Here is a 26,989-nt window from a genome sequence, read left to right on the forward strand (position 1 = left end):
TTATTGATCAGTATGACTGTTTGTATCCTCGCGCAGCACTTCCAGTAATCGCTGCATATCAGCGGGTAACGGAATCTGCCAGCTGACGGGCTCACCCGTGGCAGGATGATCAAAACCCAATAACCCGGCATGCAACGCCTGGCGTCTTATATTCAGCAACGCCGCCAGGCAGCTTTCAGTCATCCCTTTAGGAATTTTGAAACGACCACCGTATAAAGGATCACCCAACAAAGGATGCCGGATATGCGCCATATGCACACGGATCTGATGGGTACGTCCGGTTTCCAGTTTGCAACGCAGATGAGTGTGCGCACGAAAGCGTTCTTCAACTCGGTAGTGTGTCACGGCAATTTTACCGTTTTGTGTCACTGCCATACGTTTACGATCAATATTATGACGGCCGATCGGTTCATCGACAGTGCCGCCAGCAGTAAACACCCCACAGGCAATGGCCTGATATTCACGAATCACACTGCGTTGTTGCAACTGACTGATTAGAGAATGGTGTGCCTGCAAGGTTTTGGCGACCATCAATAATCCGGTGGTGTCTTTATCAATACGATGCACAATACCGGCACGTGGGACATGGATTAGTTGCGGTGCGTGAGCCAATAGAGCATTGACCATCGTGCCATTCTGATTACCTGCGCCGGGGTGCACTACCATGCCAGCCGCTTTATTGATGATTAATACTTCTTCATCTTCATAAATGATATCCAGAGCGATCGGTTCGGCCTTCCAGTTATCGTCGTGAATAACTTGTTGTGCGGCAATTTCAATCTGATCGCCAGTACGTACAGCATCTTTTGGACGGCAGATTTGCTGATTCAGCAAGACATCCCCGGCTTTGATCCATTTTGTCAGCTGCCCGCGTGAATACTCAGAAAACAGCTGTGCCAGGGCTTGATCAACACGCAAGCCACTTAATGACTCGGGAATAGTGGCATCTAGTTTAATAATTTCAGTCATCAATGGCTTTGCATAAAATGGGTTGGGTATTATAACGTAGCTGGAATCATCGCCGTGAAATGGGCGAAAGGGAAATTATGAAACGATTGTTGATATATCTGGCATTACTTCTGACGTGGACCGAGGTTAATGCTGAACCAAATATAGCTTTACTGGCATCATCCTGTGCGGGCTGTCATGGTACCAATGGACACAGCAAAGGTGAGATGCCAAAACTGGCCGGTTTGCAGCAAGATTATTTTATTCAGCAAATGCAGGATTTTGTCAGTGGAGCGAGGGAATCTTCAGTGATGCGGCATCATGCTGCGGCATATACCGAGAAAGAAATTCGTCTTTTGGCAGAATATTTTTCAGAACAATAATCTAGACCTACCGTTTTTGGCATTGTGGGCAGAAATAGGTTGCACGCTGTGACTGGCGAATCAGTTCAATTGGATGCCCGCATTGTTTACAGCCTTGACTCTGCCGCGCATAGACCCATAATTCCTGTGCGAAATATCCCGGTTTGCCTTCACTGTCCCGAAAATCCCGTAATGTTGTTCCACCCGCGGCAATCGCTTTTTTTAAGGTCAGTTTAATGGCATCGACCAGCTTTTCAGCTTGATTTTTTGTCAGGTTTGCCGCGATGAGTTGCGGATGAATGTTGGAGAGAAACAGTGATTCACTGGCATAGATATTCCCAACACCCACCACTATTTCAGCATTCATGATAAAGGTTTTGATACTGACCTGACGCTTGCGACTACGTTGCAATAAATAGGTTGCAGTAAACTCATCATCCAGCGGCTCTGGACCTAAATGACTTAATAATGGATGTTGCAAAGGCGGTTCGCTGGTCCACAAAATCGCCCCAAAACGACGTGGATCCGTAAAGCGCAGAATAATGTTATTGGCACAAACAATGTCGACGTGATCGTGTTTTTCGGCAGGCTGAAACGCAGTCAGAATGCGTAACCGACCCGACATTCCCAGATGAATAAACAAGGTGCCATCTGCAGTATTGAGCAGTAAATATTTGGCGCGGCGGCTGACCGACTGAATTATCTGGCAGCAGAGTTTTTCATCAAGTTTATCGGTGATGGGCCAGCGTAGACGAGCATCACGGATGATAACCTGCTGCACCTGCTGGTTTTCGATATATGGCGCGATGCCTCTTCGGGTCGTTTCAACTTCAGGTAATTCTGGCATGTGTTAATCGTTTATTGAGAACAGGGCGTTGATAATTTGAGCCGGGAATTGATACTGCAATTGCAGCTGCGGATCAGTTAAGGTCAGGCTATCGTTATTATGCGAGACAACAAATTTGCGTTGAGTATTATCGGCTAGTTCGATCAGTACTACCGGCTTGTCGTCTGCCAAGTCGATATCTGCGTTGATAACCACTTGCATAGCATAAGCTTGCTGCCAATTCTGTATAAGTGTTATCAGCTGGTCTTGGTTGTAATTGTCTGGACTAGCAAGCCAATTATTGTCTTGCTGATAAATCGATAGTGCTGAAGTTTGTGATTGAGCATTATCATCGTGTAATGCTGGTAACTGAATAGACTGGATCTGACTTATCGGGTCCAATAAACGGTTATCGACAAAACTGCTGGCACTGGCACCGAGCAGTGGCGAAATATCATCATGAATTAAATAAATCTGTTGATTGTGCTGAATATAACGTTGACCACTTAACGATTCAGTATCACCAAACGCAAACTTTTGTTGATTAAACAGCAAGGTTAAGTTCGGTTGTGCCAAACCAAATTCAGCAAGATCGGTGTTATCTGTGACCAGAATAGGTGTTTGCACGGGTTGCTCTAGCAGACTCAATAACAACTTGATTCGGGTTTGATTCGCTCGTGCTTTGACGGGTTGCACTAACTGCCACTGTTGATCCTGTTGTAATTGAATGGTTTGTTGTTCTCTACGCTGAATTTCTATCTCAGTTACCTGAGTTGGATCAATGCTGTCAGATATCGTTATAACTGATGATGATGTGTTGGTTTCGGTCATCAACCAAACTAACAGAACCGCCACCACCAACAATAGTAGATTGGTCAGGTAAGTGCTTTTCATCGACGTCTTCGAACCCACCAGATGCATAAGCCAATGAGCAGTAAGCTAACAGGCAATAAAACTAAAAAACCTATTCCGATCATTAGCGATTGTCGATCACTTAAAACCAGTTGATTGTCTCGGGTTCTGATTAGCGGGATTTGTATAGAGTCATCTTCTGCGACCAACCAGTTGACCAAAGCCATGGCCAGTTCAAGATTGGCGGCAGTGCCGAGGTATAAATTGGAAACAAAGTCACCGTCACCAAACACGGCCACGCGTTGCTTTTGGTTAACCGAAAGGTTTTTTTCCAGTAACACACTCAGCATTAATGGGCCGGGGATATCCAGATCTTCGTCAAACTGCAAGCTGTCCATCTCTGTGGGATTAATATCCGCTAATTTAGACCAGCTATCACTTTGCGATTGCATTAACTGTGTGACTTGCCAGGCAGATTCTGCTTCAGATAGTTGCATGGCATGGGCGCCGGGCATCAACGTGACACTGGAAGTTGCTGCAGTAACCGGATGATTGGCATAGTCTGTAACAATCACAAAACGCGGATCCTCAAGGCCTAACTTGGCTGCATTCGGATCCACCATGGTGCCAGGTACAAAACCCAGATTAAGCTGTTCACTGATAGCATTAAGACCAATATCAGTATCCGGTTCGCTTAGCCAAAGCAGATTGCCACCTTGCTGTAGATAGTCATTCAATAGAACAACATCAATTTCTGGCCAGGGCTTTTGAGAGCTGGCAATAACCAATACAACATTATCATCAGTGCTGATGTTTTTTATGGCTTCGCTCATCGAAAACGACTGTACATCAAAGCCAGTGATAGTCAGTTGGTTGCGCCACTGCGCCATATCAAATGCTGCATCGCCAACAATATCGCGTTCGCCATGGCCGGTAATAAACACCAGTTTGGGCAAATTACTACGGCTGACTTTGATAATGGCATTACTCAAGGATTGTTCTGATAAATCAAAGACGTGCTGCTGACCTTGTTGACCCGTTACCACCATTTCAGCCTGCTGTTGAATAGCAAGTTCGCGTACCCGCTGCGGCTGTGTCACCGGATCAATATAGGTGATGTTTAGTAGCGAACTATGTTGCTGATAGCGGTTTAACAAGTTTTCAGCCGCTTGTTGGTATTGATTTCCAGGGCTAATGAACACTTCAATTGAGACGGGACTATCAAGTGAACGCAAGAATTCGGTGGTACTGGCTGAAAGAGTGTGACGTTGATTGGCTGTCCAGTCAGACTCAAAAGTATATCTATTGGATAAAATGGCTACAGCGATAATGACCACCAGTAATAACAGGTAAAAAATAATCTGTTGTAGTCGATGCTGATATTTAAACTGTTTTGACATCTTCATTAACTCAACCTCGCAGCATCAATACGGCGAATAGTCAGCAGAAGAAAAACCACACAAAACAGCACAAAAAAGCTCAGATCAACACTGCTGATTTGCCCGGCCAGAAGCGGTTGAAAATGTCCAAGCAATGATAACCAACCCAACCAGTTTACCTCTCCGGCACTGGCACTGGCGGCAGCAAAATCAATTATCCATAACAAAAACAGCAGGCAGAAGGTCATGACCGCGGCAATAATGGGTTGAGTGGTCAGCGAGGATAAATAGATCCCGGCAGCCACAAAGCTGGCGACCAGTAATACCAGTCCAATCATGCCAGCGCTAAGCTGGTAAAGATCAATTGCAGAGCCTGCGATAAGTGATAATGGCATCAATGCAATCAGCACTAGCTGCAACAGAAAAAAACCGAGATAAGCAATGTATTTACCGAAAACAATCTGACTGGCTGAGAGTGGGGCGGAGATCAGTAACGGCAAACTATGATTGCGATGCTCATCAGCAAATGCCCGCATAGTGATAAACGGAGCGATCATCAACAACACGAGAGCGGCATTATTCAATAACGGCGCAATAACCAGTTCAGTGACGCCTGGTGCGCCTGGAATAGCGGAAATCTGCCCTGGATCTGAGCAAAATAATCGATATGACTGAGAAACAGATACGCCAGTAAAAACTGCACCAAAGCCAGCATTACCCAAGCAAACGGTGATAAAAACAACCGTGAAAATTCCAATCTTGCCACGCACCACATTAGTTTATTGTCTCGACTGCAGCAGTATCAAAATTGATTAACTGCATAAAAATATCTTCCAGCGAATCCTGTTCACGTACCAGCTCTTGCAGTTGCCATTGTTTGCTAACCGCTTGGGTTAACAGGCTTTCGGTCGGATCGTTTTCCGGGTGATAAAGAATACGGAATTGTTGAGATGATAAAACCTCAACTGACGCTACATGCTCTAGTGATTGTATTTCGGCAATTGAGGGAGGATTAGCGAAGCTGATCCTGAGACGACTACTTAATCGTTGCTGGTGCAGGGCAGCCAGACTGTCAGCAAAGATGACCTGACCTTTACTGATAATTTGTACCCGATCGCAGAGCATTTCTACTTCCGGCAAAATATGGGTCGACAGAATAACGCTATGTTCATTGGCAATTTCACGGATTAATTCACGGATCTGTCGAATCTGTACAGGGTCTAAACCAGAAGTTGGCTCATCAAGGATCACGACCGCCGGGCTATGCACAATTGCTTGAGCAATACCGGTACGCTGCTGATAACCTTTGGATAACTGACCGATCAAACGTCGTTGTACCTCTCCAAGACCACAACGATCGATCACTGTATCGACAGCCGATTTCAATGCTTTGCCTTTCAGCCGGTTGAGCCTGGCGCAATGCTTGAGATATTCGCCGACAGTCAATTCACGATATAGCGGTGGGTTTTCTGGTAGATAGCCTAATTGAGCCTTGGCTTGTTTGGGTTGTGTTAACAGATCAAACCCATTGATACGGATTTCGCCGTTGTCAGGAGCCAAATTGCCACTGAGCATTTTCATCGTGGTGCTTTTACCGGCGCCATTGGGACCGAGAAAACCCAAAATTTCTCCACGTTTTACCGTGATATCAATATTCTGAACCGCGATATTAGGGCCAAAAAAACGCGACAGATTTTGTGCTTCGAGCAATATAGTCATAGCGCACTATAATACGGTTTTGGTCTGAATCGTCCACTCCGTTGCTTCTACATAAATATCACTCAAGCTTTCTAATGAAATATCTTGAGTATCTATGACATCCCACTGGCCCTGCTCATAAGCAATAACCATATCGAGTAGTTTGCCCAAAGGCCCACCGCGATGGGTTAACGCTAACTTTAATTCACCATTGAGAGGCAGTGAAATCATTAGATGTTCCATTGGCATGCCAATCATCACATCAATATTAGAGAACATACCGGTCAGGAATCCAGTCTCATCAGAGAAGCCATAATTTGGAGCTAATTTTTCACACATTTTGGCGCGGATTAATGCGTGGGTCATTAACTCTGCTGGCACAGATTCAATAGCATTTAATGCAATTAAAGTTGTCCAGGTTTTGATAGCTTTGAGACCAAGAATAATCAAGCCCTGCTGGATAGAGTCTATTTTTCTGCGCAATCCTATCGCGGCAGAATTTAATAACCTGAGAAGTTTATAACTGAGTCCCACTTCCTGCAGAATTAACCTTTCGATTTCTGAGAATTCAACATTGGGATCTTGAAGCCGTTCGATAATTTGAAATAATTTGAAGTGGTTTTCCGGTACAGGCTTGTCTTCAATGATGGTTGGACGACAGAAGTAATAGCCTTGAAACAATTCAAATCCAAGCTGCATACATAAATTGAATTGTTCACGAGTTTCGATCTTTTCGGCTAACAAACGAACAGGGTAGTGTTTCAGTTCATGAACGTGTCTGGTTAATTTCTCTTCGTCAACATCGAGAATATCGACTTTAATAATTTTAGCCATTTTGACCAATGGTTTAAGTTTATCGTTATAGATAAAATCATCCAGCGCCAATGTATATCCTTGATAAACCAGTTTTTTTACTGCATCGAGCAAGGATTGATCTATTTCGATATCCTCAAGCACTTCAAGGACAATTTTTTCCTGAGTAAATGGAATGGGATCATCACTGAGTAAAAAGTTACGTGTGAGATTAATAAAACCGATATGTTCACCAATAACACGTTCGATGCCAAGTTCCATAAAGGCATGATTAATAACTCGACTGGTTGCCATATCAGCATTTTCAGCGGTTACCCCAGAAGTATTGCTCCTACCAGCTCGAAATAAAAGTTCATAAGCATAAACATTCAAATCACGATCATAAATTGGTTGACGGCCAATAATCACACGCGGTGCAACGACGCACATATTTTTTTCCTGAAGATGTAAGGAATAACTCCTTTTTTATTTTACCTGATTCAAAAAAAAACCCGCATTAAATAGCGTTTTTTAGAAGCAGTTAACACTAAAATTATTTGATTTTTGCTTCTTTATACATCACATGTTGACGGATAACAGGATCAAACTTTTTGATCTCCATTTTTTCCGGCATGGTGCGTTTGTTTTTATCAGTAGTATAAAAGTGACCTGTACCTGCTGATGAAACTAATTTGATTTTATCGCGCATGTCCTAACTCCTTAGAATTTTTCGCCGCGCTACGGAGATCAGATAAAACGGTATCAATACCTCTTTTATCAATGATACGCAGACCATGATTGCTGACACGCAATTTTACCCAACGATTTTCAGACTCAACCCAAAAACGGTGTGAGTGAAGGTTAGGTAGGAAACGGCGTTTTGTTTTGTTGTGAGCGTGTGAAACATTGTTTCCGCTCATAGGGCGTTTGCCCGTTACCTGACATACTCTGGACATGTTAATCCTGCTCCTGATGCATTTTTAGTGACTGACGCGTCCTGCCAACGCATCATTCTGAATAAACTAAGCCGGACTTTATACCATATGTGCTATCTGATGTGTAGCAGTTTTCCGCTATAAATTAGCTAAGGCCCATTCTGTCGAGCTGGGCTGAAACACTATCTTTATCAAGTACGCCAATTTTGCGCATGACAATTTTACCTTCTGGCGAAATCAGGTAATGAGTGGGGGTCACTCTGACATTATTAAATGCGCTGGAAATTTCACCTTCACTGTCCCAGACCAGCGTATAAGGCAAACCCCGAGCTTCACGCATAGCTTTGATATGCGATGGTGTGTCATGTGGCAAAGAAACTCCAAGCATTACCAGACCTTTTGCAGCATATTCTTCATGCAAAGCAATTAATTCGGGCAATTCCTGTACACAAGCGGGGCAGTCCGTAGCCCAAAAAATCATTAATATCGGCTTACCAGCGTAATCGCTGAAATTATGTATTTCACCATCGACATCTTCAAACTGCAGTTCGGTATAAGCGGGTGCTGTGGCATTTCTATACAAAAATACAATAAATAAAACAGCAAACAGGGCGGCAATAAAGGTAATAAAACGTTTTCCAGACTTCATGTTTTCTCTCAGGTTGGCTGGGTTAATTGACTTAGAGATTCGGTCAGTTTCAGGTTTTCCCGGTAGTCTACCGGACAGTCGATGACGGTAACGGTGTTACTGTCCAACGCTTCCTTTAAAACTGTAATCAAATCTTCGGTCTTGTTCACTCTGACACCAGTGGCACCAAATGATTGCGCATACTGTACAAAATCCGGATTGCCGAATTTCACATTACTGGTACGACCAAACTGGTTTTGCTGTTTCCACTCGATTAAACCGTAACTGGCGTCATTCCAAATTAAAATGACGATAGCGATATTCAAGCGCATGGCGGTTTCAATTTCCTGCGAGTTCATCAAGAACCCGGCATCTCCTGTTACTGCCACCACCTTGCGTTCAGGATAGGCCAGTTTGGCGGCAATTGCGCCAGGTACTGCAATACCCATGCTGGCAAAGCCGTTGGAGATAATACAGGTGTTGGGATATTCACAGCGGAACATACGTGACATCCACATTTTGTGCGCACCGACATCACATATCACGATATCTTCAAGATGCATTGCGGTACGCAGATCCCAGATGATTTTCTGTGGCTTAACTGGAAATTCAGTATCACGGCGATGATGATTCATTTCAGCAATCAAACTATCACGCAATGTACGCATGGCTTTGCCCTCATGCGGCGTTGTTAATGCAGCGATACGATTTAAACTGTGCGTAATATTTCCCACTACACCGAGTACTACACTGTAATAGGCATCCACTTCAGCATGAGTTGTATCAATATGGATCAGCGTACGATCGCGTGATGGATGCCAAAGATAAGGATGGTATTCGACCATGTCATAACCAATACAGATAATCACATCGGCATTGGCGAATCCGGTACTTACATAATCATTGGATTGCAAACCGACACTGCCCAGCGACATGGAATGACCAAACGGAATAACGCCTTTCGCCATAAAGGTATTGGCAACCGGAATACCCAGTTTTTCGGCAAACTCGGTTAAGGCTTTTGATGCATTCGCACGAACGACACCATTACCGGCCAGGATAATCGGATTTTTTGCATTAGAGATTAATTCTGCGGCGCGTTCGATATGCTCTGCAGCCGGCTCGGGAGGCGTGGCATGTTTTACTCTTAACGGCGCATCATCAATTTCCATCTCGGCAATATTTTCTGGAAATTCAATAAAGCAAGCACCGGTTTTTTCGGTCTGCGCTACTTTAAAAGCCTTACGAACGATTTCTGGAATAACTTCCGGACTGACTATGCGGGTGGAGTATTTGGTGATCGGCAGAAACATCGCCTCAAGGTTAAGTACCTGATGCGATTCTTTATGCAGACGATTGGTGGAAGCCTGTCCGGCAATCGCTACCAAGGGGGCATGATCCATATTGGCATCCGCGACGCCAGTAATCAGATTGGTCGCGCCTGGGCCCAGCGTCGCCATACACACTCCGGCACGGCCAGTTAATCGACCATACACATCGGCCATAAAAGCAGCACCTTGTTCATGGCGGGTGGTGATAAATTTAATTTTCGAGTCCAGTAAGGCATCCATTACATCCAGATTTTCCTCACCCGGAATACCGAAAACATATTCAACACCCTCGTTTTCCAGTGTGCGCACAAATAGCTCTGCTGCTTTCATTAAGATGACTCCGTTAAATTGCCTTGGCGCAAGCATACCCTTTTTTATTTGCGGCATGCGAGAGGCTGATTTGATTGTTATTGACGTGAATAATAACCGTTAAATATCGCGTGATTTTTTATAAAAAAATGCCCTAAAAAAGGGGCTTCCGCCCCTTAGTTATTATTGAAATGCTTTAGGTATTTGCTTGTGCCAATCGGTGACTTGTTGGTAACGATGGGCGACATTGAGTAAACGTGCTTCATCGAAATAATTACCAATGATTTGCAGCCCTGCAGGTAAACCTCCAGCGAAACCCGCCGGAATCGACATGCCTGGCAATCCAGCAAGATTAGTGTTGATGGTATAGATATCCGCCAGATACATCGCAACCGGATCATCGGTTTTATCACCCAGTTTAAAGGCTGTGGTCGGTGCAGTAGGGCCCATGATGACATCAACTTCTTCAAAGGCTTGCTGAAAATCATCGCCGATTAAACGGCGGCATTTCTGAGCTTTAAGATAATAGGCATCGTAATAACCGGCAGACAATGCGTAGGTGCCGATCATAATGCGACGTTTAACTTCATCACCGAAACCTTCGCCACGAGAACGCTGATAAAGGTCCTGCAAATCTTTCGGATCATCACAACGATGACCAAAACGAACACCATCCATCCGTGACAGATTGGATGAGCATTCTGCGGGGGCGACAACATAATAGGTTGGTATCGCCAAAGCTGTATTGGGCAAACTGATTTCTTTAACAGTAGCACCGAGTTTTTCAAATTCTTTAATGGCCGCATCAATGGTTGCTGCCACATCTGCATCCAGACCTTCGCCGAAGTACTCTTTTGGCAGACCGATGCGCAGACCTTCTAAAGAATCATTCAGATTGGCGGTGTAATCTGGAACATCACGTTCCACGCTGGTGGAATCCCGCTCATCAAAACCCGACATTACGTTTAACAATAACGCCGCATCTTCAGCATTGGCTGCCATCGGTCCCGCCTGATCAAGACTGGATGCAAAAGCAATCATGCCGTAACGGGAAACTCGTCCATAAGTTGGTTTCAGACCGGTTAAATTACACAAAGAAGAGGGCTGACGAATCGAGCCACCGGTATCCGTTCCAGTGGCAATAGGGGCAAGACGTGCGGCAACAGCGGCAGCAGAACCGCCAGATGAACCACCAGAACGCGTTCAGTATCCCAAGGGTTTTTAACCGGGCCGTAAAAGCTGGTTTCATTAGATGAACCCATAGCGAATTCGTCCATATTGGTTTTACCTAGCATCACCATGCCGCTGGCAGCGATTTTTTCAACCACGGTAGCGTCATATGGCGCGACAAATTTATCGAGCATTTTCGAGGCGCAACTTGTACGAACACCTTTGGTGCAGAAAATATCTTTATGCGCCATTGGAATACCGGTCAATTTACCAGCTGTTTTATCGGCAAATTGTTTATCAGCGGCCGCGGCCTGTGCCAGCGCACTTTCTTCAGTAATGCTGATAAAGGCATTCAAGTTGCCATTATGCGTTTTGATACGATTCAGAAAATGTTTGGTTAATTCCACACTGGTGATGTCACCGTTGTGCAGCAAAGCCGAAAGTTCAGATAGAGTTTTGTTATGCATGTGCTTGCCTGTGTTGGAATTTATTCGATGACCTGAGGAACAAGATAGACACCTGCTTCTGTTTTCGGGGCGATAGACTGGAATAAGTCACGTTGATCCGTTTCGGACACAACGTCTTCGCGCAGTCTTTGATGGGCATCCAGAGGATGCGCCATTGGACTGACAGCATCGGTATCCACAGCACTCATCTGTTCAACCAGATTGAGAATATTATTCAAGTCGCGGGCATAATCAGGAATGGTGCTTTCATCAATGGCGAGCCGCGCAAGATGCGCGATTTTTTCTACATCGGATTTATCTAAACTCATCAGTCGTCCCGTAAGTTAATCGATTTCACAAAGTTGAAGTTTAAATGATTAGTTGCTTGCCCAACAGACCTGAGCATTGCTAAAGTACTCATTTTACCTCTTCCGGATGTGGTTTCTTCAATGTTTGAACGTTTACGCGGGATATTCTCTAACGATCTGTCTATCGATCTGGGTACAGCTAATACGCTGATATATGTGCGAGGACGGGGCATCGTTTTGGATGAGCCCTCAGTAGTGGCAATTCGACAGGATAAAGGGCCGGGCGGTCCGCGTTCGATTGCTGCAGTAGGTGCAGAAGCAAAAAGAATGTTAGGTCGTACGCCTGGTAATATCACCGCGATTCGTCCTTTGAAAGACGGCGTTATCGCTGATTTCACTGTCACCGAAAAATGTTGCAGCATTTTATTCGTAAAGTGCATGAAGGACGTTTTTTAAAACCAAGCCCGCGCGTTTTAGTTTGTGTTCCTTGTGGTTCTACTCAAGTCGAACGTCGTGCGATTCGTGAATCCGCTGCCGGTGCCGGAGCACGCGATGTATTTCTAATTGAAGAGCCGATGGCTGCCGCAATTGGTGCGGGCATGCCGGTAGAAGAAGCCAGTGGTTCAATGGTTTTGGATATTGGTGGCGGTACCACAGAAGTCGCGATCATCTCGCTGAACGGTATTGTTTATTCAGCCTCGGTGCGGATTGGTGGAGACCTGTTCGACGAAGCCATTGTCAATTATGTACGTCGTAATTACGGCACGCTGATTGGTGAAGCGACCGCTGAAAAAATCAAAAAAGAAATCGGCTCAGCGTATCCTGGTAATGAAGTCAGAGAAATGGAAGTACGTGGCCGTAATTTGGCCGAAGGTATTCCCCGTAGCTTTACTTTGAACAGCAATGAAATACTTGAAGCTTTACAAGATCCATTAGCCGGTATTGTTGCTGCGGTTAAAACAGCATTGGAACAAACACCTCCAGAACTGGGTGCTGACGTTGCTGAGCGCGGTATCGTGCTGACCGGTGGTGGTGCTTTATTAAGAGATTTAGATCGCTTACTGATGGAAGAAACGGGGTTGCCAGCCATTGTTGCAGAAGACCCGTTGACCTGTGTTGCCAGAGGTGGTGGTCGCGCGTTAGAACTTATTGATGAACGCGGGAGCGACGTATTTACGTTTGAATAGCCTTCAGTAAGATTGATGTTGGTATTTGACCTTTACAAATAGCAAGTTTGTTTGTGAAGGTCTTTTCATTTTCGGAACTGAGCCATTAAACCGCTATTTACCCAAACACCGTCGTTAAATACCCGGATGCTACTTGCAATAGTCGCGTCCGTTTTGCTGTATTTTCTCGATACACGACTGGATTATTTCAAGCCCATCAGGGCAAGCCTGTCGACGGTGGTTTATCCTGTACAGAAAATTGCTTCTATGCCAGATGATATCGTCAGTTGGTTTAGTGAACTGTTTCAGGGCCACCAGCAACTGCGTGAACAAATCATGACGTTGGAAGCACAAAACCTGACCAACAGCGTCCGCATGCAAAAAATGCAGGCATTGGAAAGCGAGAATATGCGCTTACGTGAACTGCTCGGTTCGTCATTCCGTTTACAGGAACGGGTTCAGGTCGCTGAATTGTTGAGCGTCGACTTAGATCCTTTCTACCAGCATGTCATCATCGATAAAGGCGTTGCTTTTGGTGTTTATGATGGTCAACCGGTGCTCGATTCATTAGGAGTGATGGGCCAAGTCGCGGAAGTCAGTCAGTTTTCCAGCCGTGTTGTGTTACTCACAGATCCTAGTCACAGTATTCCGGTGCAAATTGTCAGAAATGGATTACGCGCTGTGGTCACTGGTCGTGGTCTTGGTGAATCGCTGCAGATGGAGTTCTTACCGCATAATGCGGATGTACGAGTTGGTGATCTGTTGGTAACCTCAGGATTGGGTGGACGATTTCCAGTGGGTTATCCCGTTGGGTCGGTTATTTCAGTCGACTTTCCTCAAGGTAAATCCTTTGCAGAAATAGCGGTTGCCCCTGCTGCTCGATTATCGACCAGTCGAGAAGTTATGCTGGTTCTGCCTGGTGAAAAAATCGATTTTGGTATTACCTACCCTTTGCAGATTGAAAGCAGCGATGGCAAAGTTTGCCAGATCAGCCGGTCGAAAATAATGCTGACACACCAGTTGAGGACAGTAACTGATGGTTATGGTTAAGTCTCAACACAGTAGTGTGATTTACGTCACTTTGCTCATCGCCATTTTATTAATGCTGGTGCCTTTACCTGATAATTTGCGTTATGCCCGGCCTGAATGGGTAGTGATGACCTTGATTTACTGGGCGATGGCTTTACCCCAGCGCGTCAGTATTGGCGTTGCATGGTTAACGGGATTGGTGGTGGATGTCGTAACCGGTGGTGTATTAGGTATTCATGCATTTGCCTATTCTTTGGTGATTTATCTGGTGGGTCGTTTACATTTGCAGATTCGTCAATATCCTCTCTGGCAACAAGCTATTACTATATTGTCGTTGGTTTTCCTGGTGCACTTTATTGTCATGTTTAACGCGCCTATCAGCTTTAGCTGGGCTAATTGGATGACCTTACTAACCAGTACGTTGGTTTGGCCATTGGTATATGCCGTATTAAGGAAAATACGTCGTAGTTTTCAGGTGAGTTGATCGTGATTGATCCCCGTCACCGGCTTAAAGATCATTTTCGCGAAAGCCGACTGGTCAGTAACCGGCTTATATTTGCCGGGCTTTTCTTCATTATTTTGTTTGGTATCATCATTTTTCGTTTAGTGATGCTACAAATTGTTGAATTTGAACATTTTGATTCGCTATCCAATCGCAATCGTGTCGCTATTGAACCCTTACCTCCACAGCGCGGCCTTATCTATGATCGGAATGGTGTGTTGCTGGCAGAGAACATCCCCACCTTCAGCTTGGAACTGATCCCGGAAAAAGTTAAAAACCTTGATGAAACCATTGCTGAGTTGGCTGAATTACTGGCGCTAACTGAAGAGGATATCGAGGCATTTAAAGAACGTCGTAAACGCCATCGGGCTTTTGAAGAAATAGTCGTCCGTAACCAACTTACCCAAAAAGAGGTTGCACTGTTTTCAGTTAATCGACATCGATTCCCGGGAGTTGATGTGGTTGGTCGACTGATTCGTCATTATCCTCATGGGATGCTTTTTGGACATTCTGTTGGCTATGTTGGACGCATTAATCAGCAAGAAATGCAGGTTATCGATCGGCAGAATTATAAAGGCACCTTACAGATTGGTAAGAGTGGGGTTGAAAAACAATACGAAGATCTTTTGCACGGCACAGTAGGCTATCGTCAAGTTGAAACCAATGTGCAAGGCAGAACTGTCAGAGAGCTGTTCAGTGAACCCGCCACGGCAGGACAGGATATATATCTGCATCTGGATATAAATTTACAGCGAGCAGCTTCTGAAGCTTTGGGTGAATACAACGGTTCGGTTGTGGTGTTGGATACCCGCAACGGGGGTGTTTTGGCTTTGGTCAGTAAGCCTGACTACGATCCGAATCCTTTTGTCACCGGCATTAGCACCAAAGATTATGCTGAATTACGCGACAACCCCGAGCAACCCCTTTACAACAGAGCCTTACGCGGACACTATCCACCTGGTTCCACCTTCAAGCCATTTGTGGCATTGGCTGGATTGGAGTTAAACGTCGTTACCCAGCAAAGCCGTACCTTTTGTCCCGGTTTCTATACCTTGCCAGGACATGACCATCGATATCGTTGCTGGCGTCGACAAGGACATGCCCATGTAGATTTGAAAAGTGCAATGGCAGAATCCTGCGATGTTTATTTTTATGATTTAGCTCACGCATTAGGGATAGATCGGCTGCATAACTATCTTGATTATTTTGGCTTTGGCAAACTATCAGGAATTGATGTGCCTGGAGAAAGCAGAGGACTTTCGCCATCAAGAGAGTGGAAGCGCGCACAGAGGAATCAGGCGTGGTTCCCAGGTGAAACCTTGATTTCAGGTATAGGTCAGGGGTTTAATCAGACCACCCCGGTGCAATTGGCGCATGCAACAGCAACTTTGGGCATGTTAGGAACAGTCTATACCCCACAAATGGTGCGAGCGACAAAATCGGACAATGATGAAGGCATGCAATTAATAGGTGCCCAACAGGCCGACAGTTTACCGATCCAAAAAACCAGTAACTGGCAAGCGGTCATCGATTCAATGATAGAAGTAGTACATGGCAAACGCGGTACAGCACGCCACATTGGAGAAAACCTGCCATTTGAAATTGCAGGGAAAACCGGTACCGCTCAAGTATTCGGGATCGCACAAGATGCAAAATACGATGCAGAAACACTTGCCAAAAAACTGCATGACCATGCCTTGTTTGTGGCTTTTGCACCGGCAGAGAACCCTGAAATTGCCATTTCTGTGATCGTCGAAAATGGTGGTAGTGGTAGTGCTGTTGCCGCACCTATCGCCCGAAAATTAATTGATGTGTATTTTGGACTAGAGACTGAGATAGAGAAAGAGAGCGATGAGCCAATTACTGAATGAGCGTCGCAATCCGCCAAGAACGATGAGCCACTTGCAGGATCGTCGTAAGGTAGTCAGATTCCAATGGTCCTCATTGCTACAGCGTATGCATCTGGACGGGTTTTTAATATTGGGGATAATGGCCCTGATGCTGTTCAGTGCTGTGGTGTTATATAGCAGTGGTGGCGAGGATGTTGGGTTATTAATCCGCCAGGGAATACGCATGACCGTTGCCATTATGGTGATGATCATCCTGGCACAAATACATCCTGATCGGCTGAAGGATATCGCCTTCTGGATTTATGCTGTTGGCGTTTTAATGCTGATTGCAGTTTTATTGTTTGGCACAATTGGTAAAGGTGCTCAGCGCTGGCTAGATTTAGGCTTTTTCCGCTTTCAACCCTCTGAAATTATGAAATTAGCGGTGCCTTTGGTGGTGGCCGTTTATCTGGCGGAGCGGCCTTTGCCTCCAAGTTTTGCTAGATTATTTTTTGCCGTGCTAATGATTGCTATTCCTGTGTTGTTGATCGGCAAACAGCCGGATCTGGGAACAGCATTGCTGATTGGTAGTTCTGGACTGATTGTGGTGTTTTTATCGGGCGTATCCTGGCGATTGATTATGGGGTTTGGGGTGCTAATTGCTTCAGCAGCGCCAGTTTTATGGTATTTCATGCACGATTACCAGCGACGCCGAGTGCTGACCTTATTTAATCCCGAATCAGATCCACTGGGGGCTGGTTATCATATTATTCAGTCAAAGATCGCCATTGGTTCTGGTGGTTTAAATGGGCGTGGCTGGTTACAGGGAACACAGTCACATCTGGAATTTTTACCAGAACGTTCAACCGATTTTATTTTTGCCGTGATTGCAGAAGAATTTGGTTTAGTGGGGCTGATAGTGTTAATCAGTGTGTATCTGTTGATTACGGCAAGAGGGCTTTATATCGCTGCTCAAGCGCAGTTAAGTTATATGAAATTATTGGCAGGCAGTATTGCCATCACGTTTCTGGTCTATGTTTTTGTAAATGTTGGAATGGTTACTGGTCTATTACCTGTTGTCGGGGTACCGCTACCACTTATCAGTTATGGAGGCACATCAATGGTGACCTTGTTGGCTGGGTTCGGTATCCTGATGTCTATACACACCCATCGGAGGATGATGTCACCGTGAAGAAGCACATTGCAGCCACATTGTTAAGCTTGGCGCTTACACCTGCATATGCCAATCCAGAGTTACCGGATTTGGATATTTTTATTAATGAAATGGTGCAGGAGCACGATTTTGATAGAGCAGAATTGGAAACCCTGTTTGCTCAGGTTGAAGTCAAGGACAGCATTCTAAAAGCCATCTCGAGGCCCGCTGAGAAAAGCAAACCCTGGTACGAATATCGACAGATCTTCCTTGATCAAGCTCGTATTAACGCAGGTATCGCCTATTGGAAAAAACATGAAAAGGCTCTGGCGCGAGCCGAAGCAGAATTGGGCGTACCTGCTGAAATCATCCTGGCAATTCTAGGCGTAGAAACCCGTTTTGGTGGCAATATGGGCAGCTTTAGAGTAGTTGATGCCTTATCTACTTTGGCATTTCGTTACCCACCACGCAGTCCTTTTTTCCGTTCAGAGTTGAAAAACTTTTTAATTCTGACCCGTGAAGAGGAAATGTCGCAGCTGGAACCGGTGGGCTCCTATGCTGGCGCAATGGGCTTGGGGCAGTTTATGCCGAGCAGTTTCCGTGAATATGCAGTGGATTTTGATGGTGATGGTCATCGTGATATCTGGACCAATCCAACCGATGCGATCGGTAGTATTGCCAATTATTTACGACGTCATGGTTGGCAGCCGGGCGAGACTTTGGTGCATCCGACTCAGTATCAAGGAAGTGATCTGCCACAGGATTTAATTGATCGTGGCTTAAAACCAAGCGTTACCCGAGAAGAATTACGCAAATCAGGACTATCGACTGCCGATTTGCCGGAAGGTGATGATGCCATTACGGTATTCAGTCTGACCCAACCTGGCGGTGAAGAACTCTGGTTAGGTCGCCAGAATTTTTATGCGATAACCCGTTACAACCACAGCCGTATGTATGCCATGGCGGTTATTCAGCTTTCAGAAGCGATTCGTGATGGTTATGAGTCATCAAAATGAAGCGCGGTATTGTTAGGTATTTGACATTATCTGTGATGCTCACAGGGCTTTGGTCCTGTGGAACTGTCACCGAACAAAAAGATGGTGCGCCTAGAGTCAAGCCGGATGTTGCCAATATTCCGGATGCGGTACCTCGCGATGAGCCACGTAGTAAATACGGCAATCCAGCTTCTTATGAAGTGTTTGGCAAGCGTTATTACACGTTGGCAAGCAGTGACGGGTATGTAGAACGAGGTAAAGCGTCCTGGTACGGCACCAAGTTTCATGGTCGACGTACTTCCAGTGGCGAGCCTTATGATATGTATGCGATGACTGCTGCGCACAAAACGCTGCCGTTACCCAGTTATGCTGAAGTCACCAATTTGGATAACGGACGTAAGGTGGTGGTTAAGATTAATGACCGTGGTCCCTTTCATGATGACCGCTTGATCGATTTGTCATATAGTGCGGCCACCAAACTAGGGATTGTCGCGAAGGGGACTGGTAATGTCGAAGTTCGTGCCATTACCCAACGTAATGTAACCGCATCTGCCAATAACGCGTCGCCGCAGACTGTTGCTAAAGCGATACCCGCTGCCAATACTGTTGCTGCACCTACCAGCACCATGGGTAAAGTCGTATTGTTTCTTCAGGTCGGGGCATTCAGCACCATGAGCCGGGCGGAGCAAATCAAGCAACAAGTTCAACAACAGATCGAAGAACGGGTGCATATTTCTACAGTTGAACGTTCGCAGTCCCCACTGTATCGCGTCAGAGTGGGGCCGTTCGAAAGTGCTGAGTATGGTGAACGTATTGCCAGCAGATTAATGGATTTAGGGTTTTCCGAAACCCGAATTGTCACTGAATAAAACGCTTATACAAATGAGAGTAACCAATGATTAAATTGTTAAAAATGAGTCTTGCAGGTGTGTTGTTAAGTGTTTCAACACTTACGACAGCCGGCATGATCACTCCTAATCCGACTGCACCTTCAATTGCTGGTACAGCCTATATTCTGCAGGATTACGACAGTGGGCAGATCTTAATGTCGCACAATGCTGACGAGCGCCTGCCACCTGCCAGTATCACAAAATTGATGACCTCTTATGTGGTGTCACAAGAAGTTTATGACGGTAATATCAGTCTTGACGATGAAGTGTTAATCAGCGAGAAAGCCTGGCGCATGATTGGTTCACGTAGCTTTATTGAAGTGAACACCAAAGTTACCGTTGAGGCATTATTTCGCGGCATGATCGTGCAATCCGGTAATGACGCTGCAGTTGCTCTGGCAGAACATGTTGCTGGTAGTGAAGAAGTGTTTGCGCAGATGATGAATCAATACGCGCAGAAACTTGGCATGTATAACACCAATTATGAAAATGCTACTGGCTTACCGGGCGCTGAGCATTACACCACCGCACACGATATTGCCATTCTTTCTTCGGCAATGATTCGTGATTTCCCCGAGCATTACAAATGGTATTCCGAGAAGGAATATACCTACAACGGTATTACCCAACATAACCGTAACAAATTGTTATGGCGCGATAACACGGTCGACGGCCTGAAAACCGGTCACACCGAAGAAGCCGGTTATTGTTTGTCTGCTTCAGCCAAGCGTGATGGTATGCGTTTGATGGCTGTTGTAATGGGTACCGCCAGTGAGAATGCCCGTGCACAGGAAATCCAGAAGATGTTTAACTTCGGTTTCCGCTTTTTTGAAACTCATCAGCTTTATGCAGCAGATGAAGCAATTACCCAAACTAAAGTCTGGAAGGGCGAAACTAACCAATTGAACCTTGGTTTGGCTCAACCGTTATCCATTACCGTACCGCGTGGACGTTATAAGGATTTACAGGCGTCTACCAACATCCAGCAACCTGTAGTAGCGCCGATTACTAAAGGAACAGAGTTGGGCGAAGTTGAAATTCGCCTGGGCGATGAAGTGGTTGCCCAACAAAAATTAGTCGCAGTAAATGATGTTGAAAAAGGCAGCTGGTGGAGACGGATCATCGACAGCTTATTGATGCTTATTTGGGGTTAAAACAAACGTGCCAACAGTCTATCTCAATGGCGAATTCCTGCCCGCCGATAAAGCACAAGTATCGGTCTATGATCGCGGATATTTATTAGGTGATGGTGTTTATGAGGTGATTCCGGTGTATGCCGGAAAAGCCTTTTTGCTGGAGCGTCATTTACAGCGTTTGCAAAACAGCTTGCATGGCGTTCGAATTGAAAATCCGCATTCTAATGAACAGTGGACTCAAATCATCGAGGATTTAATTGCCAAAAATAACAATGGTGATCAATCCTTATATTTGCAGGTCACCCGTGGTGTAGCGCCGCGTGATCATATTTTTCCTGTCGGTGTTACTCCCAGCGTGTTTTTGATGAGTAACCCGTTGCTTCCGGTTGCCGAGAGTTGGAAAATCGAAGGCATTAAAGCAATTACCACAGCAGATATTCGCTGGATGCGTTGTGATATCAAAGCAATAACCTTGCTGGCGAACAGTTTGATGAAACAACAAGCTCAGGATGCCGGTGCCCAGGAAGCGTTGTTGATTCGTGATAATTATCTGACAGAAGGCTCGGCCAGCAATGCCTATGCGGTAATTGATGGTGTTATTTTCACCGCGCCAAAAGATGAAAAAGTATTGCCGGGAATCACCCGCGATTTAATTATCGAACTGGCGGCTAAAGCCGATATGCCATTGCATGAAAGGGCAGTCAGTGAATCCGCGCTGCGTAACGCTGATGAAATCTGGATCAGCAGTTCTACCAAAGAAGTGGTGCCGGTCACGTTATTAGATGGTGAAATTGTTGGCAGTGGTAAGCCTGGACCAATTTGGCAGCAAATGCATGCCCTGTTTCAGCAATACAAACAAGAGGTAGCTTGATGAGTGAAGCAAGCGGAGAAGAAACCTTACTGGAATTTCCCTGCGAATATCCCGTAATCGCTATGGGCGAGAGTCATCCTGAACTGGATAATATTGTGCTAGAGATTATTCGCCGCCATGCTGGCGATATTGATGAAGGCGCTGTCACCAGCAAACAAAGTTCAGGAGGCAAATTTACTTCCATTACTGTGGTTATCGAAGCGACCAGTAAGAAGCAGTTGGATGCGATTTATCAGGATCTCAGTGGTCATCAAGCCATTAAATACGTGCTCTGATGAAAATACAGGATCTCGGTTTACGAGATTATCAGCCCACCTGGCTAGCCATGCAGCAATTCACGTTGCAACGAGATAACCATACCGAAGATGAAATTTGGTTGTTAGAACATAATCCTGTCTATACCCAAGGATTTAATGGTCAGGACAATCATCTGCTCAAACACAATTCGATTCCGGTGGTGCGTACGGATCGTGGTGGACAGATAACTTACCACGGCCCAGGACAATTAATTGTCTATCCACTGATTGATTTATGCCGTCATAAAATGGGCGTACGCGAAATGATCAACTGTCTGGAAAACACCGTGATTACGTTATTGGCTGAGTACAATATTGATGCCTATGCACGTAAAGATGCACCGGGAGTGTATTGTGCTGAGGCGAAGATTGCCTCTTTGGGATTACGGGTAAAACGCGGCGCCTGTTATCATGGCCTGAGTTTGAACGTAGATATGGATCTGCAGCCATTTGCCGATATTAATCCATGCGGTTATCTGGGGATGCAAATGACCGATATGAAAACATTAGGTGCAACGGTCGATATGGCCGCAGTAAAACAGCAATTTGTCTCTGTTTTTCTCGCACATATGCAACAAGGTAACAACACATGACTGAGACAGTTGAACCGGTAAAACGTGATGTAAAAGCGTTGAAAGGTGCCTCAAAAGTATCGCGCATTCCAATAAAAATCATACCCAGCGATCCGAAACGCAAACCGGAGTGGATCCGTGCTAAATCGCAAGGTGCTCCGGAAGTGCAACGTATCAAACAAATGTTGCGTGATCATGATCTGCACACTGTGTGTGAAGAAGCTTCCTGCCCCAATCTGGGTGAATGTTTTGCCCATGGCACGGCAACGTTTCTGATCATGGGCAATATCTGTACTCGTCGTTGCCCTTTCTGTGATGTGGCACATGGCCGGCCTGATGCGTTGGATGAAAATGAACCGAATCATCTGGCAAAAACCATTGCTGCCATGCAATTGAAACACGTTGTGGTTACCTCAGTGGATCGTGATGATTTACGCGATGGTGGTGCCGCCCATTTCAGCCGTTGCATCAGTGAAATTCGTCAACAATCACCGCAAACCCGTATTGAAGTTTTGGTGCCCGATTTTCGGGGCCGTATGGATGTGGCGCTGGAAATATTGGCGGATAATCCACCGGATATTTTTAATCACAATCTTGAGAGTATCCCCAGACTCTACAAAGCCGTTCGTCCAGGGTCGGATTACCAATGGTCATTAGATTTAATTAAGCGCTTTCAGCAAATGCATCCTGAAGTACCCACTAAATCCGGCCTGATGTTGGGGCTTGGGGAAACGATTGAGGAAGTTAAACAGGTGATGCAGGATTTACGAGATCATGGTTGCCGTATGCTGACTTTGGGTCAATACCTGCAACCTAGCCGACATCATCTGGCGGTTGAGCGTTTTGTCAGCCCTGCAGAGTTCGATGAGCTGGCAGTAGCAGGTAAGGCAATGGGCTTTGAACATGTGGCCAGTGGACCGATGGTGCGTTCATCCTATCATGCCGATCTACAGGCGCAGGGCGAGAAGGTATCCTAAGTCAGTAATTAACAGCTGAGAGCTCTGATATGACTATCAAGCGTCGACAATTGTTAAAAAATGCAGCTTATTTATCGGCTTTGGCAGCCATGCCATTGGGTTTATCCACTGCCTGTTATCGCAGTCAAAAACAAAAAGTAGTCATAGTCGGTGGCGGTTTTTCTGGTGCCACTGCAGCGCGTTATCTGGCGATGTGGGCGCCGGAACTTGATATCACGTTAATTGAAAAAATAGCCAATTTATTTCCTGTCCGCAAAGCAATCTGATCCTCAGCGGTAATCGGAGTTTGCAGCAACTGACCCATGAATACGAGCATTTTCAAGCTGACAGGTCGATCCGCTTTATTCAAGCGGAAGTCTCGGCAGTTGATACAGATAAGCGTCAACTGTGGTTGGCAGATGACAGCCGGGTGGATTATGACCGGCTGATCATAGCGCCGGGGGTGGAGTTTATATATGAGCAGTTGCCTATTCTGGCCTCGCCCCAGGCTCAACTGCATGTACCACATGCGTGGAAAGCGGGACCACAAACAGTCGTATTAGCCAATCAACTTAAAGCCATGCGTTCAGGCGGCGTTGTCATTATGACTGTGCCTGCAGCGCCATTTCGTTGTCCTCCCGGCCCATATGAACGTGCCTGTCAGATAGCGTTATATCTCAAAAATCATAATCCTACGGGCAAATTACTGATTTTGGATGCCAATCCGGATATCGTTTCTAAAAAAGCGTTATTTACCGATTCATGGCAACAGCAATATGCTGGCTTGATTGAATATCAACCAATGAATCCGCTGGAAACAGTAAATGTGGCTAGCCTGGAAGTAGAAAGCTTTTTTGATAGTTATAAAGCGGATGTGTTAAATGTTATCCCGCCGCAAAAAGCAGGTAGAGTGGCAGCAATGGCTGGCGTAATCAATGTGGATAACCGCTGGTGTGATGTTGATTATTTAACGTATGAATCTTCTGCCGTTGAGCGTGTACATGTCATCGGTGACGCGGTTTCCGCTAAAGTGCCAAAATCGGCACATATTGCCAATCAGCAAGCCAAGGTTTGTGCGGCAGCCGTTATTGCTTTGTTACGTGATGAATTACCCGAACAACAACCGGTATTCAGTAATACCTGTTACAGTTTTGTTGATGGACAACAAGCTGGACATGTTGCCGCAGTTTATCGTTATGATAAAGACAGTCGGGATATGCTCCCACATCCTAGCGGCGGGGTTTCTGAATCTGCCAGTGAACAGGAAGGACTTTATGCCCAAGGCTGGGCTGAAAATATCTGGGCTGATACATTAGGCTGAGATTCAGCTTTCCCTGCACTGGCTTGGTCGGGGTTTCGGTCTTTTCCCTTTGCAGTATAATGACCCGCAATTTCAATAACTCCACCAGCTGGATTTAAACACGAGGTAGTAGATGAGCGATTTTTTACCCGGCCTGGAAGGTGTGCCCGCCACAAAATCAGCCATTTCATTTATTGATGGTGAAAAGGGCATCCTTAGTTACCGTGGTTATCCACTGGAAACACTGGCGACCAACAGTACTTTTGAAGAAACTACGCTATTGTTACTCGATGGCGAATTACCCACCAAAGCTGCGTTAAATCGCTTTTCCAAACAGCTGCGCAGCAGTTATCGTATTAAATATCATATCCGCGAAATGATGCGTCATTTCCCTCATACTGGTCATCCGATGGATATGTTGCAAACCGCAGTTTGCAGTTTGGGTATGTTCTATCCGGGTACTGAATGTCTGACCGATGCCGATAGCTGTAAAGATATCGACTATGTCCGCAATATGACGGTCAACATCATCGCCCAGATGGCCCCGTTAGTCGCGATGTGGGAACACATGCGCCAAGGTTATGATCCGATCAATCCGCGTGATGATTTATCGGTCGCGGAAAACCTGTTGTATATGTTTACCGGTAAAGAACCTGATAGCCTGATGGCGCGCATTATGGACGTTTGTCTGATTCTGCATGCTGAACATACTTTGAATGCTTCCACATTTGCAGCATTGGTTGCTGGCTCAACGCTAGCATCGCCTTACAGTGTTATTTCTGCTGCGATTGGAACACTCTCCGGTCCATTACATGGTGGTGCCAATCAACGTGTCGTTGGCATGCTGCAAGAAATTGGATCACCCGATAATGTAGAAGCCTGGGTTGATAAAAAACTGGCCAATAAAGAAGTTATCTGGGGCATGGGGCATCGTGAATATAAGGTCAAAGACCCGCGTGCCACTATCCTGCATAAACTGGTAACTAAACTGGTAGAAGAGCGTGGTGGTTCATTGGATAAAATGTTTGCCACGGCGATGAAACTCGAAGAAGTTTGTGTGGATCGTTTGGGGCATAAGGGCGTTTATCCGAATGTGGATTTCTATTCCGGTATTCTTTATTCGGAAATGGGTATTCCGGAAGATCAGTTCACCGCATTGTTTGCAGTAGCACGTTCAGCGGGTTGGTTGGCTCATTGGCGTGAACAGATTTCCAATAACCGTATTTATCGTCCAACACAGATTTATGTTGGTCATGAACAACGTGAATATATTCCAATGTCTGAGCGTAAAAAAGCGCCTAAGCAATAATAGTTTTACTGGCTTCACCTTGTTGCTCGCGCACTAGGCGCGGCACAAGGTAGCCAGGTAATTCGCGACGCATGGCAGCAATGAGCTCTATTCCTTGCTGTTCAGCCACATCAAAATGACTGGCACCTTTTACTTTATCGAGTAAATGCAGGTAATAAGGCACTACTTGAACCTCGCTCAACCTCTCGCTTAGCGCGATTAAAGTTTCCGCATCATCATTAACGCCACGTAACAAAACGGCTTGATTCAATAACTCACAACCGACATTACGTAACTGTAGAAGCGCCTCAGCGGTTTCAGCATCGATTTCATTGGCATGATTAGCATGAATCACCATTACCACTCTTAATGAAGAGTTGCTGATCCAACTCAGTAAGTTTTTGGTAACCCTTTTAGGTAGCACTAATGGCAACCGGGTATGAATTCGCAGACGTTTGATATGCGGGATTTTTTGTAAGTCTTCAACCATTGCGGCTAATTTTGCATCAGTTAGAGCCAGTGGATCGCCGCCACTGAAAATAACTTCACGAATACTGTTATCACTTTGCAGTGCAGCAATCGATTGTTGCCACTGACTGGCCAAAGGGTTGCTCTCGCTATACGGAAAATGTCGGCGAAAACAATAACGGCAATGAATGGCACAAGCGCCGGTTGTCAGTAATAACGCCCGGCCCTGATATTTATGCAAGATTCCGGGGGAGCTAATCGCCAGATGATCACCCACAGGATCGGCTGAGAAACCCTCGACCTCGATATTTTCATCAATCAGTGGAAACACCTGACGCAACAGCGGGTCACTTACATCACCATACTGCATTTTATTGATATAACTTTGCGTCACCCGTAGCGGAAAGTTTTTTAAGCTCTCGGCATCAATCGCTTGTAATCGATCTTCCAGCCCCAGCATTTGCAGCAATAGGGCAGGGGTTTTAATGGCATGACTTAATTCATCCTGCCAATCAGCAAAGATTACGTCAGCTTGCGATTGCGGTATCATAGTG

28 protein-coding genes and 2 pseudogenes are annotated in these 26,989 nt (G+C 45.6%); 16 read left to right on the forward strand and 14 right to left on the reverse strand.

Annotation, left to right across the window (positions count from 1 at the left end; translation table 11 throughout):
• Positions 1-969, reverse strand: coding sequence for a 23S rRNA pseudouridine(1911/1915/1917) synthase RluD (gene rluD / locus E8Q33_RS02935; protein ID WP_136552683.1), 969 nt, complete (start codon positions 967-969; stop codon positions 1-3).
• A gap of 77 nt (positions 970-1,046) precedes the next feature.
• On the opposite strand from rluD, the gene E8Q33_RS02940 reads away from it, so the two are divergent.
• Positions 1,047-1,331, forward strand: coding sequence for a c-type cytochrome (locus E8Q33_RS02940; protein ID WP_069295578.1), 285 nt, complete (start codon positions 1,047-1,049; stop codon positions 1,329-1,331).
• A 7-nt stretch (positions 1,332-1,338) separates the two neighbouring features.
• Here the strand turns inward: E8Q33_RS02940 and mutM are convergent, their stop codons facing one another.
• The 12 genes and pseudogenes from mutM to gatC form a co-directional block, all read right to left on the reverse strand.
• A complete protein-coding gene (gene mutM, locus E8Q33_RS02945) occupies positions 1,339-2,157 on the reverse strand; it encodes a bifunctional DNA-formamidopyrimidine glycosylase/DNA-(apurinic or apyrimidinic site) lyase (RefSeq protein ID WP_136552685.1) in 819 nt (272 codons plus the stop codon).
• 3 nt (positions 2,158-2,160) lie between these two features.
• The gene (locus E8Q33_RS02950) at positions 2,161-3,030 is read right to left on the reverse strand and encodes a DUF4340 domain-containing protein (RefSeq protein ID WP_168800126.1); all 870 of its coding nucleotides are present in this window, start codon (positions 3,028-3,030) and stop codon (positions 2,161-2,163) included.
• Positions 3,027-4,394, reverse strand: a complete 1,368-nt coding sequence (locus tag E8Q33_RS02955) for a GldG family protein (RefSeq protein WP_136552688.1) — start codon at positions 4,392-4,394, stop codon at positions 3,027-3,029. Before E8Q33_RS02955 ends, E8Q33_RS02950 begins: the two co-directional genes overlap by 4 nt.
• Positions 4,394-5,137: an ABC transporter permease gene (locus E8Q33_RS02960; RefSeq protein ID WP_247869893.1), complete on the reverse strand. Its 744-nt coding sequence runs from the start codon at positions 5,135-5,137 to the stop codon at positions 4,394-4,396. The genes E8Q33_RS02955 and E8Q33_RS02960 overlap by 1 nt, the downstream gene beginning before the upstream one ends.
• 4 nt (positions 5,138-5,141) lie before the next feature.
• On the reverse strand, positions 5,142-6,086 hold the full coding sequence (locus E8Q33_RS02965; RefSeq protein ID WP_136552690.1) for an ABC transporter ATP-binding protein: 945 nt from the start codon (positions 6,084-6,086) through the stop codon (positions 5,142-5,144).
• A gap of 6 nt (positions 6,087-6,092) precedes the next feature.
• A complete protein-coding gene (locus E8Q33_RS02970; protein ID WP_136552692.1) occupies positions 6,093-7,307 on the reverse strand; it encodes an EAL and HDOD domain-containing protein in 1,215 nt (404 codons plus the stop codon).
• 103 nt (positions 7,308-7,410) lie between these two features.
• Positions 7,411-7,566 (reverse strand): 50S ribosomal protein L33, encoded by a 156-nt coding sequence (gene rpmG, locus E8Q33_RS02975; protein WP_069295571.1) that lies wholly within the window; start codon positions 7,564-7,566, stop codon positions 7,411-7,413.
• Positions 7,556-7,813, reverse strand: coding sequence for a 50S ribosomal protein L28 (gene rpmB / locus E8Q33_RS02980; RefSeq protein WP_136552694.1), 258 nt, complete (start codon positions 7,811-7,813; stop codon positions 7,556-7,558). Before rpmB ends, rpmG begins: the two co-directional genes overlap by 11 nt.
• Before the next feature lie 124 nt (positions 7,814-7,937).
• Positions 7,938-8,441, reverse strand: coding sequence for a peroxiredoxin (locus E8Q33_RS02985; protein WP_136552696.1), 504 nt, complete (start codon positions 8,439-8,441; stop codon positions 7,938-7,940).
• Between the two features lie 8 nt (positions 8,442-8,449).
• Positions 8,450-10,081 (reverse strand): acetolactate synthase large subunit, encoded by a 1,632-nt coding sequence (locus E8Q33_RS02990; RefSeq protein ID WP_136552698.1) that lies wholly within the window; start codon positions 10,079-10,081, stop codon positions 8,450-8,452.
• 162 nt (positions 10,082-10,243) lie between these two features.
• Positions 10,244-11,697 (reverse strand): annotated as a pseudogene (gene gatA, locus E8Q33_RS02995) (Asp-tRNA(Asn)/Glu-tRNA(Gln) amidotransferase subunit GatA).
• A gap of 20 nt (positions 11,698-11,717) precedes the next feature.
• Positions 11,718-12,005 carry an Asp-tRNA(Asn)/Glu-tRNA(Gln) amidotransferase subunit GatC gene (gene gatC, locus E8Q33_RS03000; protein WP_136552700.1) on the reverse strand — a complete coding sequence of 96 codons (288 nt, stop codon included), beginning with the start codon at positions 12,003-12,005 and terminating at the stop codon, positions 11,718-11,720.
• A gap of 120 nt (positions 12,006-12,125) precedes the next feature.
• Here gatC and E8Q33_RS03005 point away from each other — a divergent pair.
• The 15 genes and pseudogenes from E8Q33_RS03005 (at position 12,126) to E8Q33_RS03070 (ending at position 25,988) form a co-directional block, all read left to right on the forward strand.
• A pseudogene (locus E8Q33_RS03005) lies at positions 12,126-13,171 on the forward strand (rod shape-determining protein).
• A gap of 126 nt (positions 13,172-13,297) precedes the next feature.
• A complete protein-coding gene (mreC, locus tag E8Q33_RS03010; RefSeq protein ID WP_136552702.1) occupies positions 13,298-14,200 on the forward strand; it encodes a rod shape-determining protein MreC in 903 nt (300 codons plus the stop codon).
• Positions 14,187-14,663: a rod shape-determining protein MreD gene (mreD, locus tag E8Q33_RS03015; RefSeq protein ID WP_136552704.1), complete on the forward strand. Its 477-nt coding sequence runs from the start codon at positions 14,187-14,189 to the stop codon at positions 14,661-14,663. The genes mreC and mreD overlap by 14 nt, the downstream gene beginning before the upstream one ends.
• 2 nt (positions 14,664-14,665) lie before the next feature.
• Positions 14,666-16,552, forward strand: coding sequence for a penicillin-binding protein 2 (gene mrdA, locus E8Q33_RS03020; RefSeq protein WP_069295563.1), 1,887 nt, complete (start codon positions 14,666-14,668; stop codon positions 16,550-16,552).
• 22 nt (positions 16,553-16,574) lie between these two features.
• Complete coding sequence (rodA, locus tag E8Q33_RS03025; protein WP_136552962.1) at positions 16,575-17,702, forward strand: rod shape-determining protein RodA; 1,128 nt, start codon at positions 16,575-16,577, stop codon at positions 17,700-17,702.
• Complete coding sequence (gene mltB, locus E8Q33_RS03030) at positions 17,699-18,679, forward strand: lytic murein transglycosylase B (RefSeq protein WP_211116067.1); 981 nt, start codon at positions 17,699-17,701, stop codon at positions 18,677-18,679. Before rodA ends, mltB begins: the two co-directional genes overlap by 4 nt.
• Positions 18,676-19,527, forward strand: coding sequence for a septal ring lytic transglycosylase RlpA family protein (locus tag E8Q33_RS03035; protein WP_069295561.1), 852 nt, complete (start codon positions 18,676-18,678; stop codon positions 19,525-19,527). Before mltB ends, E8Q33_RS03035 begins: the two co-directional genes overlap by 4 nt.
• Before the next feature lie 26 nt (positions 19,528-19,553).
• Positions 19,554-20,702 carry a D-alanyl-D-alanine carboxypeptidase family protein gene (locus E8Q33_RS03040; RefSeq protein WP_069295560.1) on the forward strand — a complete coding sequence of 383 codons (1,149 nt, stop codon included), beginning with the start codon at positions 19,554-19,556 and terminating at the stop codon, positions 20,700-20,702.
• Between the two features lie 7 nt (positions 20,703-20,709).
• Positions 20,710-21,555 carry a D-amino-acid transaminase gene (gene dat / locus E8Q33_RS03045; RefSeq protein ID WP_136552706.1) on the forward strand — a complete coding sequence of 282 codons (846 nt, stop codon included), beginning with the start codon at positions 20,710-20,712 and terminating at the stop codon, positions 21,553-21,555.
• On the forward strand, positions 21,555-21,830 hold the full coding sequence (locus E8Q33_RS03050; protein ID WP_136552708.1) for a YbeD family protein: 276 nt from the start codon (positions 21,555-21,557) through the stop codon (positions 21,828-21,830). Before dat ends, E8Q33_RS03050 begins: the two co-directional genes overlap by 1 nt.
• Positions 21,830-22,444, forward strand: coding sequence for a lipoyl(octanoyl) transferase LipB (lipB, locus tag E8Q33_RS03055; protein ID WP_136552710.1), 615 nt, complete (start codon positions 21,830-21,832; stop codon positions 22,442-22,444). Before E8Q33_RS03050 ends, lipB begins: the two co-directional genes overlap by 1 nt.
• The gene (gene lipA / locus E8Q33_RS03060) at positions 22,441-23,400 is read left to right on the forward strand and encodes a lipoyl synthase (RefSeq protein WP_136552712.1); all 960 of its coding nucleotides are present in this window, start codon (positions 22,441-22,443) and stop codon (positions 23,398-23,400) included. Before lipB ends, lipA begins: the two co-directional genes overlap by 4 nt.
• Positions 23,401-23,429: 29 nt before the next feature.
• Positions 23,430-23,666: an NAD(P)-binding protein gene (locus E8Q33_RS15895; protein WP_247869894.1), complete on the forward strand. Its 237-nt coding sequence runs from the start codon at positions 23,430-23,432 to the stop codon at positions 23,664-23,666.
• Positions 23,667-23,686: 20 nt separating this feature from the next.
• Positions 23,687-24,700, forward strand: a complete 1,014-nt coding sequence (locus E8Q33_RS03065) for an NAD(P)/FAD-dependent oxidoreductase (protein WP_247869895.1) — start codon at positions 23,687-23,689, stop codon at positions 24,698-24,700.
• A gap of 112 nt (positions 24,701-24,812) precedes the next feature.
• Positions 24,813-25,988, forward strand: a complete 1,176-nt coding sequence (locus tag E8Q33_RS03070; protein WP_069295554.1) for a citrate synthase — start codon at positions 24,813-24,815, stop codon at positions 25,986-25,988.
• Here E8Q33_RS03070 and epmB read toward each other — a convergent pair.
• Positions 25,978-26,985, reverse strand: a complete 1,008-nt coding sequence (gene epmB / locus E8Q33_RS03075; protein WP_136552714.1) for an EF-P beta-lysylation protein EpmB — start codon at positions 26,983-26,985, stop codon at positions 25,978-25,980. The two genes, E8Q33_RS03070 and epmB, sit on opposite strands and share 11 nt — an antisense overlap.
• Between the last annotated feature and the right edge of the window lie 4 nt (positions 26,986-26,989).

The sequence above is a fragment of the Methylophaga sp. SB9B genome (assembly GCF_004832235.1).
GTDB lineage: Bacteria > Pseudomonadota > Gammaproteobacteria > Nitrosococcales > Methylophagaceae > Methylophaga > Methylophaga muralis.

Bases quoted from the DNA above. Each gene is read 5' to 3' on its own strand.
- mutM (WP_136552685.1), bottom strand. From the start codon at position 2,157: ATGCCAGAATTACCTGAAGTTGAAACGACCCGAAGAGGCATCGCGCCA.
- E8Q33_RS03050 (WP_136552708.1), top strand. From the start codon at position 21,555: ATGAGTGAAGCAAGCGGAGAAGAAACCTTACTGGAATTTCCCTGCGAA.
- mreD (WP_136552704.1), top strand. From the start codon at position 14,187: ATGGTTATGGTTAAGTCTCAACACAGTAGTGTGATTTACGTCACTTTG.
- E8Q33_RS02970 (WP_136552692.1), bottom strand. From the start codon at position 7,307: ATGTGCGTCGTTGCACCGCGTGTGATTATTGGCCGTCAACCAATTTAT.
- E8Q33_RS02950 (WP_168800126.1), bottom strand. From the start codon at position 3,030: ATGAAAAGCACTTACCTGACCAATCTACTATTGTTGGTGGTGGCGGTT.
- mreC (WP_136552702.1), top strand. From the start codon at position 13,298: ATGCTACTTGCAATAGTCGCGTCCGTTTTGCTGTATTTTCTCGATACA.
- rodA (WP_136552962.1), top strand. From the start codon at position 16,575: ATGAGCCACTTGCAGGATCGTCGTAAGGTAGTCAGATTCCAATGGTCC.
- E8Q33_RS03040 (WP_069295560.1), top strand. From the start codon at position 19,554: ATGATTAAATTGTTAAAAATGAGTCTTGCAGGTGTGTTGTTAAGTGTT.
- rluD (WP_136552683.1), bottom strand. From the start codon at position 969: ATGACTGAAATTATTAAACTAGATGCCACTATTCCCGAGTCATTAAGT.
- lipA (WP_136552712.1), top strand. From the start codon at position 22,441: ATGACTGAGACAGTTGAACCGGTAAAACGTGATGTAAAAGCGTTGAAA.
- E8Q33_RS03070 (WP_069295554.1), top strand. From the start codon at position 24,813: ATGAGCGATTTTTTACCCGGCCTGGAAGGTGTGCCCGCCACAAAATCA.
- epmB (WP_136552714.1), bottom strand. From the start codon at position 26,985: ATGATACCGCAATCGCAAGCTGACGTAATCTTTGCTGATTGGCAGGAT.
- E8Q33_RS02985 (WP_136552696.1), bottom strand. From the start codon at position 8,441: ATGAAGTCTGGAAAACGTTTTATTACCTTTATTGCCGCCCTGTTTGCT.
- E8Q33_RS02990 (WP_136552698.1), bottom strand. From the start codon at position 10,081: ATGAAAGCAGCAGAGCTATTTGTGCGCACACTGGAAAACGAGGGTGTT.
- E8Q33_RS02940 (WP_069295578.1), top strand. From the start codon at position 1,047: ATGAAACGATTGTTGATATATCTGGCATTACTTCTGACGTGGACCGAG.
- rpmB (WP_136552694.1), bottom strand. From the start codon at position 7,813: ATGTCCAGAGTATGTCAGGTAACGGGCAAACGCCCTATGAGCGGAAAC.
- gatC (WP_136552700.1), bottom strand. From the start codon at position 12,005: ATGAGTTTAGATAAATCCGATGTAGAAAAAATCGCGCATCTTGCGCGG.
- E8Q33_RS03035 (WP_069295561.1), top strand. From the start codon at position 18,676: ATGAAGCGCGGTATTGTTAGGTATTTGACATTATCTGTGATGCTCACA.
- E8Q33_RS02965 (WP_136552690.1), bottom strand. From the start codon at position 6,086: ATGACTATATTGCTCGAAGCACAAAATCTGTCGCGTTTTTTTGGCCCT.
- rpmG (WP_069295571.1), bottom strand. From the start codon at position 7,566: ATGCGCGATAAAATCAAATTAGTTTCATCAGCAGGTACAGGTCACTTT.
- E8Q33_RS02955 (WP_136552688.1), bottom strand. From the start codon at position 4,394: ATGAAGATGTCAAAACAGTTTAAATATCAGCATCGACTACAACAGATT.
- lipB (WP_136552710.1), top strand. From the start codon at position 21,830: ATGAAAATACAGGATCTCGGTTTACGAGATTATCAGCCCACCTGGCTA.
- E8Q33_RS15895 (WP_247869894.1), top strand. From the start codon at position 23,430: ATGACTATCAAGCGTCGACAATTGTTAAAAAATGCAGCTTATTTATCG.